At 43.1% G+C, this 18,894-nt stretch carries 17 protein-coding genes, 1 tRNA gene and 1 pseudogene; 12 read left to right on the forward strand and 7 right to left on the reverse strand.

Annotation, left to right across the window (positions count from 1 at the left end; all coding sequences use genetic code 11):
- Positions 1 to 15: 15 nt before the first annotated feature.
- The 6 genes from mrdA to dnm_RS28520 form a co-directional block, all read right to left on the reverse strand.
- Positions 16 to 1,968, reverse strand: coding sequence for a penicillin-binding protein 2 (gene mrdA, locus dnm_RS28495; protein WP_246556134.1), 1,953 nt, complete (start codon positions 1,966 to 1,968; stop codon positions 16 to 18).
- A 42-nt stretch (positions 1,969 to 2,010) separates the two neighbouring features.
- On the reverse strand, positions 2,011 to 2,358 hold the full coding sequence (locus tag dnm_RS28500) for a hypothetical protein (RefSeq protein WP_207680254.1): 348 nt from the start codon (positions 2,356 to 2,358) through the stop codon (positions 2,011 to 2,013).
- Between the two features lie 199 nt (positions 2,359 to 2,557).
- Positions 2,558 to 3,433 (reverse strand): rod shape-determining protein MreC, encoded by an 876-nt coding sequence (mreC, locus tag dnm_RS28505; protein ID WP_207680255.1) that lies wholly within the window; start codon positions 3,431 to 3,433, stop codon positions 2,558 to 2,560.
- A 67-nt stretch (positions 3,434 to 3,500) separates the two neighbouring features.
- Positions 3,501 to 4,541 (reverse strand): rod shape-determining protein, encoded by a 1,041-nt coding sequence (locus dnm_RS28510; protein WP_276571834.1) that lies wholly within the window; start codon positions 4,539 to 4,541, stop codon positions 3,501 to 3,503.
- A gap of 123 nt (positions 4,542 to 4,664) precedes the next feature.
- Positions 4,665 to 5,801, reverse strand: a complete 1,137-nt coding sequence (locus tag dnm_RS28515; protein WP_207680256.1) for a serine hydrolase domain-containing protein — start codon at positions 5,799 to 5,801, stop codon at positions 4,665 to 4,667.
- A 20-nt stretch (positions 5,802 to 5,821) separates the two neighbouring features.
- A complete protein-coding gene (locus dnm_RS28520; RefSeq protein WP_207680257.1) occupies positions 5,822 to 6,757 on the reverse strand; it encodes a S66 peptidase family protein in 936 nt (311 codons plus the stop codon).
- 262 nt (positions 6,758 to 7,019) lie between these two features.
- Between dnm_RS28520 and dnm_RS28525 the strand changes: the two genes are divergently transcribed.
- Positions 7,020 to 7,096, forward strand: a tRNA-Pro gene (locus dnm_RS28525).
- 51 nt (positions 7,097 to 7,147) lie between these two features.
- Here dnm_RS28525 and dnm_RS31745 read toward each other — a convergent pair.
- Positions 7,148 to 8,644 (reverse strand): annotated as a pseudogene (locus dnm_RS31745) (HD-GYP domain-containing protein); the annotation flags it as partial.
- Positions 8,645 to 9,253: 609 nt separating this feature from the next.
- On the opposite strand from dnm_RS31745, the gene gspF reads away from it, so the two are divergent.
- The 11 genes from gspF (at position 9,254) to gspC (ending at position 18,793) form a co-directional block, all read left to right on the forward strand.
- A complete protein-coding gene (gene gspF, locus dnm_RS28540) occupies positions 9,254 to 10,486 on the forward strand; it encodes a type II secretion system inner membrane protein GspF (protein WP_207680258.1) in 1,233 nt (410 codons plus the stop codon).
- 104 nt (positions 10,487 to 10,590) lie between these two features.
- Positions 10,591 to 10,812 (forward strand): type II secretion system protein GspG, encoded by a 222-nt coding sequence (locus dnm_RS28545; RefSeq protein ID WP_246556135.1) that lies wholly within the window; start codon positions 10,591 to 10,593, stop codon positions 10,810 to 10,812.
- A gap of 28 nt (positions 10,813 to 10,840) precedes the next feature.
- Entirely contained in the window at positions 10,841 to 11,308 is a 468-nt protein-coding gene (gene gspG / locus dnm_RS28550) for a type II secretion system major pseudopilin GspG (protein ID WP_207680259.1), read from the forward strand.
- A gap of 119 nt (positions 11,309 to 11,427) precedes the next feature.
- On the forward strand, positions 11,428 to 11,973 hold the full coding sequence (locus dnm_RS28555) for a type II secretion system protein (RefSeq protein ID WP_207680260.1): 546 nt from the start codon (positions 11,428 to 11,430) through the stop codon (positions 11,971 to 11,973).
- 3 nt (positions 11,974 to 11,976) lie between these two features.
- Positions 11,977 to 12,519, forward strand: a complete 543-nt coding sequence (locus dnm_RS28560; RefSeq protein ID WP_207680261.1) for a type IV pilus modification PilV family protein — start codon at positions 11,977 to 11,979, stop codon at positions 12,517 to 12,519.
- Between the two features lie 112 nt (positions 12,520 to 12,631).
- On the forward strand, positions 12,632 to 13,333 hold the full coding sequence (locus dnm_RS28565) for a PulJ/GspJ family protein (protein WP_207680262.1): 702 nt from the start codon (positions 12,632 to 12,634) through the stop codon (positions 13,331 to 13,333).
- A 240-nt stretch (positions 13,334 to 13,573) separates the two neighbouring features.
- Positions 13,574 to 14,647 (forward strand): type II secretion system minor pseudopilin, encoded by a 1,074-nt coding sequence (locus tag dnm_RS28570; RefSeq protein WP_207680263.1) that lies wholly within the window; start codon positions 13,574 to 13,576, stop codon positions 14,645 to 14,647.
- A 58-nt stretch (positions 14,648 to 14,705) separates the two neighbouring features.
- Complete coding sequence (gene gspL, locus dnm_RS28575) at positions 14,706 to 16,193, forward strand: type II secretion system protein GspL (protein ID WP_207680264.1); 1,488 nt, start codon at positions 14,706 to 14,708, stop codon at positions 16,191 to 16,193.
- A gap of 88 nt (positions 16,194 to 16,281) precedes the next feature.
- A complete protein-coding gene (locus tag dnm_RS28580; RefSeq protein ID WP_207680265.1) occupies positions 16,282 to 16,803 on the forward strand; it encodes a type II secretion system protein GspM in 522 nt (173 codons plus the stop codon).
- 151 nt (positions 16,804 to 16,954) lie between these two features.
- Positions 16,955 to 17,836 (forward strand): type II secretion system protein GspN, encoded by an 882-nt coding sequence (gspN, locus tag dnm_RS28585; RefSeq protein WP_207680266.1) that lies wholly within the window; start codon positions 16,955 to 16,957, stop codon positions 17,834 to 17,836.
- A 60-nt stretch (positions 17,837 to 17,896) separates the two neighbouring features.
- Entirely contained in the window at positions 17,897 to 18,793 is an 897-nt protein-coding gene (gspC, locus tag dnm_RS28590) for a type II secretion system protein GspC (RefSeq protein WP_207680267.1), read from the forward strand.
- Positions 18,794 to 18,894: the final 101 nt, after the last annotated feature.

The following is an 18,894-nucleotide window of genomic DNA, read 5'->3' on the forward strand; positions in this document are numbered from 1 at the left end:
AAAAAACAACACACCTCAAAAAAAAGGACCCCCCGAAAACTCATACAACACCGGAACATCCCCGGGATCAGAAACCACAGAAACATCCGGCACCCCCTGAAAACCCATAAACATCTTAATAAGCTCCCTCGCAATCGGAGCAGCCGTACCCGACCCATGCTCTCCGTGTTCCACAAGAACTGCCACGGCAATCCGGGGATCATCAGGCTCCGCATAAGCCACAAACCAGGCATGTGACTTCAGATGAAGCGATCTCACTCTGCGGTCACCGCTCTTTCTCTTACGGCTCACAACCTGGGCAGTCCCAGTTTTCCCGCTGATCCCAAGCCCCCTGACCCGGGCGACCCGGGCAGTCCCGGCTCTGCCATGCGTCACTTCCCACAGACCCTTTCTCACTATATCCAAATTCTTCCTGCTCACAGGAAGCCTGCCGACAATTTCCCTGTCGCCTCTGTAAACGGTCCGGCCCTCGACAGTCTCCCTTTTTTTCACTATCAGCGGCCGGTACAAAATACCACCGTTTGCAACAGCAGCTGTCAGCACAGCCATTTGCAACGGCGTGACAAGATTATACCCCTGACCAATGGCAATTGACAGATTCTCCCCTTTCTGCCACGGAACCCCCATACGTTTTTCCTTCCATTCTGATGTGGGGATCAGCCCCCGGGCCTCATGATTCAGATCCACATGAGTCAGTGTCCCGAGTCCGCATGCCCCGGCATAATCCGCAAGACGGTCCACTCCCAGCCGCAGTCCCACCTGATAAAAAAAAACATCACAGGATCCGGCCAGCGCTTTCACAATGTCAACTGAACCATGACCGCTTCTTTTCCAGCACCGGAAAATATTATTCCCATACCGATGGTATCCCGGACAAAAATATGTTGTATTTCTGTTGATAACTCCCTCTTCCAGCCCCGCAATGGCAGTCACAATTTTATAAGTGGATGCCGGCGGATATTCCCCCTGAATCACTTTGTTCTCCATGGGCCTGAAAGGATCGGAAATCAGCGCATTCCATTCTCTGTGAGACATTCCTCCGATAAAGGTATTGGGATCAAAAGACGGACTGCTCACCATGGCCAGAATATGCCCTGTGCCCGGATCCATGGCCACCACAGCTCCCGGAATTCCTTCCATAAGCAGTTCCGCTTTCTGTTGCAGTTCCTGATCAATTGTCAGAAAAATATTTTGCCCGGGCTCCGCATCAACGGTCCTCAGCACCCGGATCACCTGTCCTTTGGCATTCACTTCAACCTGACGCCCCCCCCGCTTCCCCCTCAGAAACCGCTCTGACGACTTTTCAACTCCGAATTTCCCGACAAAATCCCCGGTCCGATACCCCATATCTTTCCAATAACTCAGTTCGGCCGCACTTATCTCCCCCATGTATCCTGTCACATGCGCAGCTGTCCGTCCCTGCGCATAAAACCGCTTCTGCCTCACTTCAATAACAATCCCCGGCAGATCAAACCGGTGAACTTCAATTGCGGCCAGCACATCCCTCCCGATATCCTGTTTCAGCAGAACCGGCTTATAAGAAGGAATTCCTCTGCCGGCTCTGATTTTTGACATCAGCTGGCTCTTAGGAATATCCGCATACTTGGAAAGCTTTTCCAAAGTCATTTCCGCAGGCCCGGCATCTTTTAATATGATACTCAGATCAAAAGACGGCCGGTTGTCTGCCAGCAAATTTCCTTTGCGATCAAAAATCAGCCCCCTGGGCGGCTCTATGCTCTGCAGCCGGATGGACTGATTTTCAGAAAACCTCCTGAACTCCTCCCCTTCAAGCACCTGAAGCTGAAACAGCCGGCCTCCCAGAACAACAAAAGCCAGCATCACATAAATCATGGCCGTAACCAGTCTGTGCTTATACCAATTTCTGTCAGCAGTATCTAAATATTTATCCATACAGATACAAAAAACAGGAACAAAACTATTTGTAAAACCGTCATATGCCGACAACATTCAGTGCCTCACCCTTTCCTCGAGCCGGACACAGAACAATCGTCAGACACCGTTCCCCTCCTGCTTTGCAGCCTGTCTGTCCAGCAGCCATTCATCCCATTTTTTATAAATGTGATAAAAAACCATAAGAAAAAACACGCCCGTAAAAATTGCCCACAAAATCTGTTCAGCAAATGTTTTCAAAGCATTTTCCGGAAACTGATATTCTGTCAGAAAAACAAACACTCCGAAAAAAATAAAATTTTCAGTCAGCACTCCCAGAGCAGCCACAAACGGCAAAAGCATATAATTATTCACATGCAGAAATGTCGCAATCCATCTGGCTCCTGCAAACAGCCATAAATATGTCACTCCGTACAGCCCAAAAGGCCCCCCGGAAAGATTGTCCATGAAAAATCCCAGAAAAAACACGGAGAAAAGACTTTCATGAACAGGACGGAACATGCCCATAAACAAAATAAAAGGAACAGATAAGTCATAAAATTTTCCAGCTGAGAAAAAATCCGATATAAAGGCTGTCTGAAAAATAATCAGTCCGAAACATATAAACATGCAAAAACAGATTCTCACTGCCTGCCTTCTTTCTTTTCTATTTTGTCTTCTGAGGGGAATCCGAGGAAGTTTCCTCTTTCGGAAGCGAATGAAGAAAAAAAGGATGACTTGGCAGATTCAGCACAATCAGAACTTCTTCAAGTGTTTCAAAATCAACACTGGGTGTCACTGTGATTTCCTGAAAAATACCTGAATTGCTCCGGCTGACATCTGAGACTGTTCCGATACAGCGCCCTTTTGGAAAAACTCCGTCCAGACCGGATGAAACAACTCTGTCCCCTTTTGCAACGTCATATTTGCTCAGCACATACTCAAAAACATACCGGTCCGATCTGCCTCTGATAACTCCCCGTGCTCTTGTTTTTTGCAAAAGCGCATCCACCGCACTGTTCTGATCAATACTCAGAAGAACTTTTGAATAATAATATGACACATCTGTGACCAGTCCCGCAATTCCTTCGGGAACCACAACAGGCATTCCTTTTTTCACACCGTGGGTTCGGCCTTTGTCAATAATCACACTTCTGAACCAGGGAGAGGGGTCTTTGCTGACAATTTCGGCCGCAAGAACATCCTCGTTTATACTTTCCCGAAAATCCAGCAACTTGCGCAGCCGGAGATTGGAAAGCGCTGTTTCCTTGCAGCGGTGATTTTCCCTGACAGCATCCTTCAGCTGTTTTCTGAGCCTGTCATTGTCCTGCGCTGCGGAAACAAGAAAGAAATAATGGGTCCAGATTCTTCTTGCAAAACAAACAGAATAAGTTCTGACGTCCTGAAAGGGAGCCACAAAAAACATGACAATTCCGGCTCCGCAGGAAATATGTCTTTGTCTGGCGGAAACAGAAAGACCTGTGACACAGACAGCCGCCAGAACAATCAGACCGACAACAACCATTGTCCTTTTTGAAAACATAACCAGATATCACCAAACAACATTTATCCGCCGGCCAAAAAACATCAGCAAACTATATGACAACAAATCAGGTAATTACAACTTGTCTGAGAATACCGATAGTGTCAAGCGCTTTGCCGGAACCCAGCGCCACAGTTGACAAAGGGTCCTCAGTGACTTTTATGGGAAGCCCTGTTTCTTCGCTCAGAAGCGTATCCAAATTTGTCAGCTGACCCCCGCCGCCTGTCAGCACAATCCCTTTGTCAACGATATCTGCTGACAATTCCGGAGGTGTCTGCTCCAAAGCCATTTTCACAGTTTCAACAATAGCATCTATCTGCTCGGAAATGGCAACCCGTATTTCTTCGGTGCCGATTGTAAGAATTTTGGGAATGCCTGACACAAGGTCCCTGCCTTTGACGTCTATTGTCTCAAGTTTCTGAGGATCAGGATACGCGTTCCCGATGGTGGTCTTAATAATCTCAGCTGTTCTTTCGCCAATGAGCAGATTATATTTCCGCTTAATATACTGCATGACCGAGGCATCCATTTTATCCCCGGCCACCCGGATGGACCGGCTGTAAACAATACCAGCCAGGGAGATCACAGCAACTTCGGTTGTGCCGCCGCCAATGTCAATGACCATGTTGCAGGTCGGTTCGGTAATGGGAAGCCCCGCTCCGATTGCGGCAGCCATAGGTTCCTCAATCAGGAAAACCTCCCGGGCGCCTGCTGACTCGGCTGATTCCCTGACAGCCCGCTTCTCAACCTGAGTAATTCCCGATGGCACGGCAACAATGACTCTGGGTCTCACAAATGTTCGCCTGTTATGCACTTTGCGAATAAAATGACGAATCATTGCCTCAGTAACTTCAAAATCAGCAATGACTCCGTCACGCATCGGACGAATGGCCACAATGTTCCCCGGTGTCCGTCCCAGCATATTGTGAGCCTCAAGACCCACAGCCAGCACACGGTTTTTCGTTCTGTTGTCAGTACGCACCGCGACCACCGAAGGTTCACTTAATACGATTCCCTTGCCCTTGACATACACCAGCGTATTTGCAGTCCCCAGATCAATTGCAAGATCATTTGAAAATATACCTAGAAATCCATCAAACAGACTCATGTCATCCCTTCTGAGTGGTTAAGTATTCAGTTTAGTGTTCTATGTTTAATAAATAAAAAAACAAACATTGATCTTTATCAAAAATACGTTATTATTACAAGTGAAAAATATTTATTTATATCGCTATTCCGCCATGCTTGCAACATTTTTCATCACAACATCATGCAGCTCTGGTCTGAAAGATTTTATTTTAATATTATCACGTGACGGATGCACACGGTTGGTCAGCAGTATCACAATAACAGAACAATCAAGATCCATCCAGAACGACGTGCCGGTAAATCCCAGATGCCCCACACTCTTTTTTGAAAAACAGCGGCCGGAACTGGAATCACGCACAGAAGGGGTGTCAAATCCCAAGGCCCTGCCCGTATTTTCATGGCGTTCAAAAAATACGTTCAGGACATCCCTTTCAAATACGAAGTTTGAACAATGTCCCTGAAATGTTGCCAAGAGTTCTGACAGAAGGCTGCCAATATCCCCGGCAGTTCCGAAAAGACCCGCATGTCCCTGAATACCTCCGGTCACATAAGCATTGTCATCATGTACGGCCCCTTCCAGAACAATATCGCGCCAGGGGCAATGTTCTGTTGCTGCAAAATTTCGCTGTTGGGAGAGATCATCCCTGCCCGCGGAATAATTCTTTTGAAAATTTTCATGTTGTGGAAAAGGGCAGAGAAAATTTTTTACAAAAAAAAGATGTTCAAGACAAAGCGGTTTGTATATCTGCTCTGTTACAAAACGGTCAAGGGACTTTCCTGACACATTTTCAACCAGCCAGCCGAGAATCATAAACCCCAGATCACTGTATAACATCTGGCTGCCCACGGGGCATATCAGCGATTCGTTCACAAGAAAACTTTTTAAAGCCACGTTGCGCTCATCAGGGGAAAGCTGGCATAACTCTTTATAATACGGACGATAATCAGGAAGCCCTGAATTATGTCCGAGAAGATGTTTTATTTTTATCAGCCCCTTGTCTGTGTTTTTAAATTCAGGAATCACAGATTCAAGGAGCTGGTCAAGTTCCAACTCAGAATCCTGAATCAGCTTTATCACTGCCAAAGTGGTGGCAAGCGGTTTTGTAAGAGACGCCAAATCAAAAATCGTATCCTTTGTCATTACGCGTTTTGAAAATATATTCGCATAGCCATAGGCCTCAAAAAAAAGAGTCTGACCTTCCTTTAAAACCAGGAGTACCCCCCCGGGAAAAACATTATGCTGTATTGCCTGTCTCATCAACCTGTCAACTTGTATCATGATTTATCATTTGGGATTTGTTATTTGTCATTTATCACAGGCACTGTTGCAGGCTCCTGAAATAACAGTAAATGATCATCAGCGTCGAGCTTTGCTCCGAGTCCCATCGGAATTGTGAGATTGGGCTTCCCATGTCCCATATCAAAACCTGCAAGTATCGGAACAGGGGCTTCTTTGAAAATATCATCCACAATCCTCAAAATGGCATCCATCATACCGCAATCCTCAAAGGACCCGAGAATAAGACCGCCAAGTCCGTCAAAACAACCGGCAAGTTTCATCTGAGAAAGCATTCTGTCAATTTTATAGGCAGGCTCTCTCCTGTCTTCAATAATCAGAATGTGTCCTTTGAAATCAGGTTGAAAAGGAGTTCCCAGGAGGTGGCACAGTGTACTCAGATTTCCCCCTGAGACCGGCCCTGACACAGAACCATGTCTGACTGTAATCCCGTTTTCTGATTTTATTTTAAGACTGATATCGGATGAAATTGCTGAGAACATGGCATGTTTTGTCTGCTGATCCGCGTCTGCCAGGGTCTCCACCATAGGGCCATGAAAAGTGACAAGCCCGCATTTTGTATAGAACCCGGATAAAAGTGCCGAGATGTCACTGAATCCGACAAATATTTTCGGATTTTTCCGAATGGTTTCAAAATCCAGAAACGACAGTATTCTGATGGAACCAAAACCGCCTCTTGCACAAACAATTGCCTTTATTTTTTTATCGGAAAAAAGGGTGTTCACCAGCCTGGCACGATGTCTGTCTGACCCGGCAAGATACCCGTTTTTTTTAAAAAGATCATCAGAAACAACTGTATGAAATCCCATGGACTCCAGGATGTTTATCCCCCGGTAAAAGCTGTCCGTGTCAAAGGGACTCGCGGGAGCCGCTATTCCGATTGTATCACCCGGTAAAACCCGGGGAGGTACCAATGTTTTTTTTTTCTTAACATCCATGACAAATAATGATCAGCTGTCTGAAACAACATTTTTTGTATCTGAAAACGGCCGAATAAAGGCTAAGAACGGCTCATCATTCTCCTTGTTAATTGATAAATAAACCATTTTTTTATCTGATCCGCATTTTTTATTACAGGATAAAAATACATAAAAATCAAAAATATAAGTCAGATTATGCCTTAATATAAAAAAACGGGTCTCAAGTAATTCATCTTTTGTATTGACAGATCAGATTCAAAGTAATATACCTCCATTCAGTCGGGGCGTAGCGCAGTCTGGTAGCGCACTTGAATGGGGTTCAAGGGGTCGGAGGTTCAAATCCTCTCGCCCCGACCATAATTTTCCTTCCTTGTAAATGTGTTGAAACACATCCACAATATCAGGATCAAACTGGGTTCCAGCGCCTTTCTCGATTAATCTCAATATCTTGCTTTCTTCCATTCTCTCTCTGTAAATTCGATCAGAGGACATGGCATCATAAACGTCGGCCACGGAAAGAATACGCGCAAGAAAAGGGATTTCCTCCTTTTTTAACCCGTCAGGATAACCTGTGCCGTCATAATGCTCATGATGATGTCTGATGATCTGCTGCTCTCTGTCCCAAAGTCCGAGCTGTTTGACAATCCTCCCACCAATAACCGGATGCTCCTTGATTTTTTCGAATTCTTCGGCCGTAAGCCTTCCGGGCTTCAGCAAAATTTCATCTTTGATACCAATCTTACCGATATCATGAAGCCGTCCGGCAACTTTGAGAATATCAAGCTCTTCCGCACTACAGCACATCTCTTTGGCTATGGCAACCGCGATACTGGCCACCTGTTCCGAGTGTCTTTTTGTATAAGGGTCCCTGGCTTCTATTGTCTGTACAAGCGTGTTAAGAGTTGAAAAAAGATTTTCGTAAATATTCTCATACAAAGCAAGATTCTCAATGGCATAAGCAGCCTTATGGGTCATAAATGACAAATAATACAAAGCCTTCTCAGTAAAAAGCGCATGGCCGTTATGAACAGAGGCAGTCAGCACCCCAAATATTTTTCCCCGAATGATCAACGGTACCGCCATAAAAGACAGAATTTCTTCAGATAAATTCCGATGCACCCTGTTGTCCGAAATCAGAAGAGGTGATTTGTCTGACAACACCCCCATGATTAGTTTATGTTCCCCGTTCTCAGAACCCGGCCGATGATGGGAAAATATTTTTCCATCCGAACCGATATTGCTTGCAACATCAGATTGGTTCACAAAAGATGCTGTCACTTCAAACGGAAATTTCATTGTCTCGTTAACAACATAAAACCTGGACTCATCCGCATAGGTAATCTCCGTGGTCATGTCAACCAGACGGTCAAAGACATCCGAGCTCGTGCTGATCATGGAAAATTCGCTCATAATCTTGTTCAGAATGTGAAGTTCTTCAACTTTATGGCTCAGTTCCTGATTGAGTTTTTCAAGCTGCTTTTTTTTCTCAACCTCCTGTTTCAATATCAGATTATCTATAAACAGTTGCCGTTCACGCAAAACACGCCGCACGCAGATTTCCATCTGGTTCAGGTTCACCGGCTTAATCAGAAAGTCAACAACACCGTTTTTCAAAGTCCGGATCGTATTGTCCAACGAAGGAAAACCAGTCATAATAATTACAGGTATTGTATTATCAATCTTTGTTCTCAGATATTCTGCAAGTTCAAGTCCGTCCATTTCAGGCATATTAATATCGGTAAAGCAGCAGTCTATTTTCTCATTTTCCAGAATTTCTACTGCCTCAGACCCGTTCCTCGCGGTGATCACATAGTATCCCCTCTGCCGAAAATAGTCATTGGCAATTTCCAAGATACTTTCTTCATCATCTACGAACAGGAGCGTTTCTTTTTCTTTATTATCCATTGCTTAAAGTACCTAACAACACAAATTATAAAATCTGTAAAAACAATTATTTATAATATATCAATACTTTTCAAAGCTTGTCAAGTTTTCAAAGTTGTTGAAATATTCACTTGAAAATTAAAAAAAACATAAATATTATATGACATTATCCAAGCAGTTCGGACAGTCTTTACAACCTGTTGTTTTTATAAAATTTCCTAATTCCGATCTCAGGCACCGATAGCTTTTAATTTCAACAGGTTATTTTAGTTTATATAAAAAAGAGGTCAGGTGTTAATAAAAATTACAACTTTTTCATGCTTCGTTGTGACCGGCCGAGCATGACCGTTTATGAAAAAGTATCCGACATATTGATCATCACATAAAAAAACTTCGAACAGCCCTGAAAATATTCTCAGGCCATGCCGGCTTCTGAAAAAATGACCGAGTTGTAAACTTTAACACTGGTAAATTCGTCTATAGCCTACAGAAGACTAAGATAAGATTTATCATCCGAACACGATACACTCCTGTTTTTCAAAGACTCTTTTTCGCGGGTTGTGAGAAATGAACTCATCTGAATGATTCAAACTTACAATCTTTAACTGTATGCCTGATAAGTGATTCAAAATGCCAGTATATGAATATAACGCCCTGGATATGAAGGGTAAAACTGTCTCCGGAATTATTGATGCTGAAAGTTCCTCCGCAGCCCGTCAGAAGCTCCGCAGTTCCAGGATATTCCCTGTTTCCATAAAGGAAGCATATAAAACATCTGCCAAAAAAGAAAGCGGATTTTTACAAAAAACTCGTTTTCTTTCCCTCTCCCGTGTCAAACCTTCCGAAGTTGCCATGATGACAAGACAGTTGGCCACGCTGGTAGGCGCGGGGTTTCCGCTTGTATCAGGAATTGACACGCTGATACCTCAGACCAAATCCCAGGTGTTTAAAAAAGACCTGGCGCAGATCAAGGATTCAATTGTTGAGGGAAACAGTTTTGCAGCGTCCCTGTCCATGTATCCTGGAATTTTTTCCCAGCTTTATATCAACATGGTTTCCGCGGGTGAGAGTTCGGGAACCCTTGAAATTGTATTGGATCGTCTCGCTGATATTACCGAAAAACAGCAGGCATTAAAAAGCCGGATACGGTCAGCCCTGGCTTACCCTGTTCTGATGTCCTTTATCGGCGCGGCTGTTTTATTTTTTCTTCTGACATTTATTGTTCCCACCATATCCTCAATTTTTGAGGATATGAATCGGGTTCTTCCGGCTTCGACACAATTTCTTATCACCACAAGCCATATTTTTAAATCCTATTGGTGGGGTATTTTCATTCTGATGGCAGGAATAGTCATTGTCATTCGCAGTATGAGAAAAACAAAAAAAGGACGTCATTTTTTGGATAAAATCATCCTTTCGCTGCCGGGTATCGGCGGCTTATCTAAAAAACTGGCAGTGGCCCGGTTTTCCAGAACCCTCGGATCGCTTCTTGAAAACGGGGTTTCCATGCTGTCTGCCCTTGACATCGTAAAAAATATTGTGGGAAATGTGCTGCTTTCCGACGCAATTGCAGAAGCTTCTCAGGAAGTCGGAAAAGGCCAGGGGTTGGGGATGTCTCTGTCAAAAGGCGATGTTTTCCCCAGTCTTTCCATCCAAATGATCCAGGTAGGAGAACAAAGCGGGCAGTTGGAATCCATGCTGAACAAAATTGCCGATGTGTATGAACGTGAGGTGGAATCCACTGTGATGAGCATGACGTCATTGCTGGAACCAATAATGATTCTGCTCATGGGCATGGTTACGGGCTTTATCGTGCTTTCAATCTGCCTTCCCATTTTTGAAATGAATCAGCTTGTAAGATAAATGTACTGAGTGTGTATGAGTGTTTGACAAAACGAAGTGCCGGTGACAACGGAGGGACAAAATGAAAAATCGTGGTTTCATGCTCATTGAAGGAATTGCAGGCTTTGGCAGAACCTCCACAAGGAGCCTCTATAAATGCAAGCAAATATCCCAAGGGTGGCTATCTTGAAAAAAGCAACATGCCGAAAGACCCGTGGAAATATGATTATATTTACATGAGTCCCGGATATAGCGGCAAAGAATATGACCTCATTTCATATGGAAGAGATGGCGAGCCCGGTGGGGAAGGCTTTGACAAGGATATCATTTGTTGGGAAATTGAGTAACTGAATTTTTTTCTGAAAGGGAGAAATAATGAGTGTAATAAAAAAAATACTACCAAAAGCAACGAACAATAGCGGTTTTACACTGATTGAACTGATGGTTGTCATTGTAATCCTGGGAATTCTTGCCGGGCTTATCGTACCGAAAGTAATGGATAAGCCTGGAGAAGCAAAACAGGCTGCCGCGAGAATAGACATTAAAGCACTGGAATCCGCCTTGAAATTCTACAAACTGCATCACGGGACATATCCCACTACAGAGCAGGGATTGCAGGCATTGGTCGAGCCTCCTACTGGCGGGGCTTCCATAAATTCAAGCAAATATCCCAAGGGCGGCTATCTTGAAAAAAGCAAAGTCCCGACCGACTCCTGGGGAAATGAATTTATCTATCTTTCTCCCGGGGTTCATGGTGATATTGATATCATTTCATACGGAGCTGACGGCGTGCCAGAAGGCGAAGGCGAAAACGCCGACATTAACAGTTGGGAAATTGAATGATAAGTACCTGAGCAAAAGAAACCCGGGTTTTTCCGTCAGAGGAAAGCGCCTCATCCGGAAAAAAAGCCGGGTTTCTTCCCCCGTACCGTAGCTTTTTACAAATAAATGTTTGAAAACTTATGGTTAAATACTTACATATGCCGAATGCAGAGTGTGTCAAAAAGCGAAATGCCGAAGATGGGTTCACTCTTATTGAACTCATTGTCGTCATTTCGCTCATCAGCATCATGTTTTTTTTCACCATGCCCCGGTTCCAGGAGGCCATCGGACTCAATGAATCTCAGAAAGTCTCAGGCTGGATCATGGTGAAAACACAGACGCTTAAAGAGAATGCGGTTCGTAATCAGAAGCTTCACACCCTGCATATCGGCCTGGACAGCGGAACAATGTGGACAAGCAGCGGGGATGTAACAGAGGAAGCACTGGAAGAAGGCGAACTCAAAGGATATAAGATACCTGAAGATATAAGAATAACCGCTGTTGAATATCCGGTCAAAGGCAACGTTTCAATGGGCAGGGCTGATATCTGTTTTTATAAACAGGGCTATTCCGACAAAGTACTGATCCATATTGAAGACGACGACAATAATCAACGCTCCCTTCTTATAGAGCCGTTTCTGTCAAAAATAAAAATCTATGAAGAACATGTGGGATTTGAGGAGTGAAACTTGAAACCTGAAACTGGAAACTGGAAACTGGAAACTGGAAACTGGAAACTGGAAACTGGAAACTGGAAACTGGAAACTCGGGACTTGAGATTTGAAACTCGAAACTCAAAAGTCGAAAGTCGAAAGTCGAAACTTCAGAACCAAGTTTCAAGTTTCAAGTTTCAAGTTTCCGGTTTCACGCTGCTTGAAGTCATGGTGGCTGTTTCCATTATTTCCTTCGTGCTTGTGGCTGTTTATAAAATGCACGCTCAGACGGTTGCAATGACCATTGCTTCAAGATTTTACACAACTGCGCCTCTGCTGGCGCAGAGCAAGATCGCAGAATTGGAAATAAAATCTGCGGATGATCTGACAAGTGACTCAGGAGACTTTGGCGATGATTTTGCAGGTTACAGTTGGAGTGCATCCGTAGAGGATGTTGAATCTGAATTTCTCGGCAGTGTGGCGGAACGTCTGAAACGAATTGATATAAATGTAAACTTTAATGAGGGGGAATTCGTCTATACTTTCAGAACATACAGACTTGCGGACGAAAAAGGATAAAAAAACTCCGAAAAATATTTGCCGGACAGATGAGGTTTCAAACCCCGTCCGGCAAATTGCAAACCCCGTCCGGCAAAATTGTAATGAAAACTCAGAAGTCGCCAGGCCCTTTATGAAAAAACAGGAAACATCATCAGGATTTACGCTGATTGAAATTTTAATTGCAATTTTTATTTTCAGTATCATTGTCACCACTATTTTCGGCTCATTTACTTCTGTATTTTCCAGCGCAAAAATGATTGATGAGGATATTGATGCCTATGAAATGGCAAAGAACTGTTTTGACAGGATGATCCTGGATCTGCGGTCAGTCCGTATCTCATCGGAATTTAATTATATTCGCCCGGGGATTGGTACGGACAACCCTCCGGATCCGTATCGTATTGTGGGAGATATCAGTTATGCGGAAACCGGCAGTTTCTCAAGAATAAGATTTACCTCCCAAACCCATCTGCCTCTTGAAAAAAGCACGCAGGACGGAATTGCGGAAATTGTTTATTATGTTCAGAGTACAGATGATGATTCTTATGTGCTGAGGCGGGCAGACAGTTTGTACCCGTACAAACGGTTCGAGGGAAAGGTTTTTGAAGAAAAAAAGACTGACCCTGTATTGTGTGAAAATATCAAGTCTCTGGAAATTAAATATTATGATGACGAAGAGACAGAACATGATCATTGGGACTCCGAATCCCAGGAGTTCAAATATGCAACTCCCAGGGCAGTACGGATAAAACTGGAGTTCGGAGATGATTCTGCTTCTCTTTTGTTTGAAACTATGGTAAGCTTATTAGTTTACAGAGAAAAAGTTAAATAAAAGGTGTTAGGTGTTAGGTGTTAGGTGTTAGGTACTCAGAAAAAACTCATTATCCCAACATAAGCATCATACACAAATTGTTTGAACTTCATACATCAAAAACTGGAATAATGAGTTTAATCCGAGTACCTTAAGAAGAACAAAGTTGCCTGTTCCTAACACCTAACACCTAACACTTAACACCTAACACCCTAACACCTAAAATTTATGCCGTTAAAACTTCTGAAAAATAAGCGGGGAATGGCGCTTCTTCTTACGGTAACGATCACCACATTATTAATTGCGGCAACTTTGGAACTGAACCGAAAGGTACGGGCCACTGTAATGACCACAGCTACGACCCGGGATCGCTTTACCCTTTCATATATGGCATCTGCCGGTGTTCATGCGGCAATGGCTATGCTTATAAAAGATAAAATGTCAGACCCGGGGTCAGGTCTGGATTCTATTCAGGAAGACTGGGCCGATCCTGAAAAAATAAGCGAAGTGCTTCAGGCCATCCCTTTTGAAGAAGGAAGTGTGACATTTAAAATCAGTGATGAGCTGGGTAAGATTCAGGTGAACGCACTTGTGGATTTTCCCAGAGGACGCAAGTTTAAAGAATTCCAGGCAAGCATATGGGACAATCTGATTCGGCCTGTCATTTCGCTGGATGAGGACAGAGATATAAATGAGACAACAGCCATCATAAACTCAGTAAAAGACTGGCTGGATTCAGGAGATGACGATGCAATCACAGGCCTGAGCGGAGCAGAATCAGAACATTATCAGGCGCTTGATCCTCCTTATTCATGCAGAAATGCCCCGTTTACTGATCTTGACGAAGTTGCGCGGGTAAAGGGAATTAATCCGGAGCTTTTCTACGGAGCCGGTGAAATACCGGGGATTTCCGATTATATGACGGTTTATGGCATGACAAAAGCACCTCGGAAAGTTGACAAAAAAAACTTTACATATGAGGGGAAAATCAATATCAACACAGCAGAGCTTCCTGTACTCGGAGCGCTTGTGGGGCCGGAAAATCTGGAATGCGCCCAGGCAATTTACGATTACCGCCAGGAAAGTGAAGAAACCTCGGATTCAAAAAGGTTTATAAACAGCCTTTCAGGCTCTACCTGGTATAAAAACGCTCCGGGGTGCAGTGATGTCACCATCAACTCCAAGGTGATCACAAACTCAAGTAATTTTTTTCGGATCGAAGCTACTGCAAAATTACATGATATAGAATTAACCATATCAGCCGTGGTTTTCCGGGAGAGGGATAAGAAAACCCGTAAATGGAAATGCAGACCTCTGAGCTGGCAGACCCTTTGATAATTGATAATTGATAATTGAGAGAACTGGAAACTGACCTGATAACTGACAACTTATTATGAGTAAAAAAATTCTCGGCTTAGATATTCGACAGGACGCCGTGGCAGCGGTTCTGGTAAAAAGCGGCATCAAGGGAAACTGGATAGAAAGCTATGCGCGTGTGCCGACAGATCAGAAAGAAATTGAAACTAGTCTGCCTGCTGCCCTGGAAACGATTACCCGACAGATAGATACTGCCGGTTCCCTATGTGTAGCGTCTTTTCCCGGAGATCAGGTATGCTACAGAAATATTCAGATTCCGTTCAGAGATCAGAAAAAAATCAGGCAGGTGCTTCCTTTTGAACTCGAACCGACGCTGCCTTTTCCCATAGAAGATGTGACAACAGATTTTCATATCATCAATTTGCCTGATTCCAAAGACCACACGAATATTATTACGGCGACAGTTGAAAAGACTAAGCTGAAATTATACCTGAATACGCTCGTATCTCTGAAAATGGAGCCTGAAATTGTGACGGTCGGAGGATATGCCACGGCGCTTTGCCTGGCAAAATTTGCAAATATTCCTGAAGACTGCCTTTTTATGGACATTGATACGGATAAATGTTCAGTTTTTGTTATTATCTCCGGGCAAATATACCTTATTCGCTCTTTTCCGATTAATTCAAATGCAGGAAGAACGGAGTCCCTTTGCATTGAAGTACAGCGCACACTTGCCGCATTTGAAGAAATTTTTCCATTAAACTTAAATTACCAGCCAAATGAGATACATATCGCAGGATACGGCACAGATACCGATTTTACCAGCGGGTTTGAACCGGAAGCAGAACGGATACTGGGGATTCCTGTAAGACGGGCAGATATTGTCAAAGACACAGGAACCATTATAAGAATGCGGTCTTCCGCAAGTTCCCCGGAGATGAACTGGGAACAGGAGCAGAAAGCATCCGGCCAGATGGATAATGCGTATGCCCTTGCCCTGCTTGAAACGGAAGGACTGAACAGTTTAAATTTCCGCAGAGGTGAATTTGCACCGAAAAAACAATGGGCAGAGCATAAATCCAGCATTATCAAAACAGGTATTCTGGCGTCACTGATGCTGATTTTGCTTTTTTGTAACATGATGACAGATTCATATTCCCTGGAAAAAAAAGTGGCTGAACTGGACCGTCAGATAATTAATATTTTCAAAACAACATTTCCAGATGTGAAAAGAATTATTGATCCCCTGTCTCAGATGCAGGTTGCAATTCAAGAAGTAAAGAAAACAGCTGCTTTGCCAGGAGGAACGGAAAATATACGAACAACCGACATTCTTAATGAAATCAGCAAACGCATTCCTCAGGAGACTGATGTTGAATTTAAACGGCTTGTCATCGGAGAGAACAACATTCTGATTTCCGGAGACACTGACACATACAATGCCGTGGACGACATAAAAAACAAGCTTGAACAGGCAGATATTTTTAAAGAAGTCACGATCACTTCTTCCACTATTGCCAAAGGGGGCAATCGTGTGCGCTTTAAGCTGAAGGTGGATTTGTGATTGGGGCGAGGGGCTTGGGGCGAGAGGCTCGGGGCTTGTAATTTGTCATTTGCGATTTATTTGGGATTTCTCATTTTTAGGTACTCAGATGAAATTAAACAAACGAGAAAAATATACCGTTTTCGCAGGAGGGGCTTTTGTATGCCTTTTTATTCTGCTTCAGTTTATCGTGTTTCCGTTTATGGAAAAAAAGGAACGGCTTGAAAGAAATTTGCTATCGAAAACAAAAACCCTTGAAGAGATGCGTGCCCTTCAATCTGAATATAATGTCCTTACAAAACAGGCTGAATTATCGAAAATACGTTTTGCCCGAAAAAAAAAAGGCTTCACACTTTTTTCCTTTTTAGACAGGCTCGCGGGCGAAGCAGGCATAAAGGATAATATTGCCTATATGAAACCTTCGAAATCCGACAAAAAAGACAGCCCGTTCAAGCTTTCACTGGTTGAAATGAAACTTCAGGGTATTAATTTAAAGCAACTGACACCGTATCTGCATAAGATAGAAACTTCGGAAAACAGTGTATTTATCAGGAAGATTTCAATTACCAAAAAAGGGAAGGAAAAAGGTTTTATAAACGCTGTTTTACAGGTTGAAACATTTGAAATTTAATTTCAGATGGATACAGGATAAAATGGGGGAAGAAACCCGGCTTTTTTCCCCGTTCCCCGGATAAGGCGTTTTCCCCTGTTAGAAAAAGCCGGGTTTCTTTGCCGAATCGGATGTCCGTCAAACACACAGACACTCAAAGACTGTTGAACCCATGAATATTTTAAAAAAAATACTTCTATATTCCATATACATTATCGCGGCAACAGCTTTTTTTCTTTACTATCTTTTTCCGTCAGAGGAAATAAAAAAGTATGTTACATTAAAAATAAACAATGCCAATCCCGAGCTTAACATTAAAATTGACCAGATAAAACCAGCTATTCCTCCCGGGTTGAAATTTAGCAATGTCAATTTGTTTCGCGAAGAGAATTTACTCTTTGAAGCTGAACATATCAAAGTGGCTCCCGGACTGATGTCACTGTTTCGCCCTGAGACGGTTCTTTTCTTCAAAGGAAAATCATATGACGGAACCTGGGAAGGCAAAGCGTCCCTTGTAAAATCAGACACAGACTCACGCGTTCAGATTGCCGGGGCTGATGCGGTCCTGTCAGGAATTCAAATAAAAAAGATCAGCGCAATACAAACTTCTCCTGACTATGACATATCAGGAATACTTAACGGGAACATAACACACAACAGCAGCGAGGCGTCTGAGAAGACCACAGATACCAAATTTGTCATATCAGATTGTGAGATTGAACTTTCCATGTCTGATTCAAAACTGGGACTTTTAGCGCCTGTTTTAAAATCGAAAAAATTTATTTTCAAGACCATTAATGCGGATATAACAATTGATAACAACAGGAAACTTCAAATAAAAGAGTGTATTGCAAAGGGGGACCAGGCAAATGTTGATCTTACCGGTTCCATAGATCTAAAGACGCCTGTTGAAAAAAGTGTCCTGAACCTTACAGGAAGCATCAGCCCTCATCCTTCATTTATTGCAGATTTGGGAAGTGCGGCAGCATTAATTTTCCGGGAAGGATCATTTCCGTTGAGGATCAGAGGTACATTTAAAAATCCCAAATTATAGGGCCTTGTGTTAAATAAACCGTAAGCTGACACGCGGGGACTGACAAAAACGAGGGGTGCTATGAAAAAATATTTTATAATATTAAATGTTTTGTTAATAACAGGTATGCTTTATTTCAGTGTGAAAGCATTCTATCGAATCGCGACAGCACAACTGGATTACGGGTCTCCGGCCGAAACAGTTAACAGAGAGGTGACATCTTCTGAAAATGAAACCCGCCAGCCTCTGGCTCATTATGATCCGATAATCAAACGAAATCTTTTCAATACAAAAGAAGAAGAGAAAGTAGAGGAAAAAAAAGAAGAGCCGGAAGAGAAAAATGAAGAGTTGGAGGAAACCAAGTTAAAGCTGAAACTGTGGGGAACTTTCACCGGTGACACAGAAGAAGCATATGCTATTATTGAAAATATAAAAGAAAAAAAACAAAGCCTTTACTCCGAAGGGGATTATATTCCCGATTTTCAGGATACAATAATAGATCAGGTATTAAGGCAAGAAGTGAGACTGCTTGTAAAAGGTAAAAAAGAAGTGCTGAGAATGGAGGAAAAGAAATCCGGGTCCAAAAGAACTAGCAGAAAAAGGGGCAGATCATCAGAAAGGAGAGCATCCGCTTCCTCTTCACGAGAAGATGCCAAAAAAATATCATTGAAACGTTCCGAGATAGAAGAGGCAGTCAGTGATATCAATACTCTCATGAAACAAGCAAAAATACGGCCTCATTTTAAAAATGGAAAACCAGACGGCCTCACGCTGACAAGAGTTAAGAGAAATTCCATCTTTACAAAACTGGGGCTGAGAAGCGGAGATATTCTTACCGGTATTGACGGAAACGATATTGAATCCGTAGATGACGCCCTGAAGTTTTACAACAGTCTGAAGTCCGCTTCCAACGTAGATGTTGAAGTAAAACGAAGAGGCCGGATGCAACATATAAATTATTCAATAGATGATGAATAGGTTTGAAACTTGAAACTCGAAACTCGAAACTTGAAACTTGAAACTCGAAACTTGAAACTCGAAACTTGAAATTTGAAACTTGAAACTCGAAACCAGAGTTT

This window comes from Desulfonema magnum, from assembly GCF_017377395.1.
Taxonomy (GTDB): domain Bacteria; phylum Desulfobacterota; class Desulfobacteria; order Desulfobacterales; family 4be13; genus Desulfonema_C; species Desulfonema_C magnum.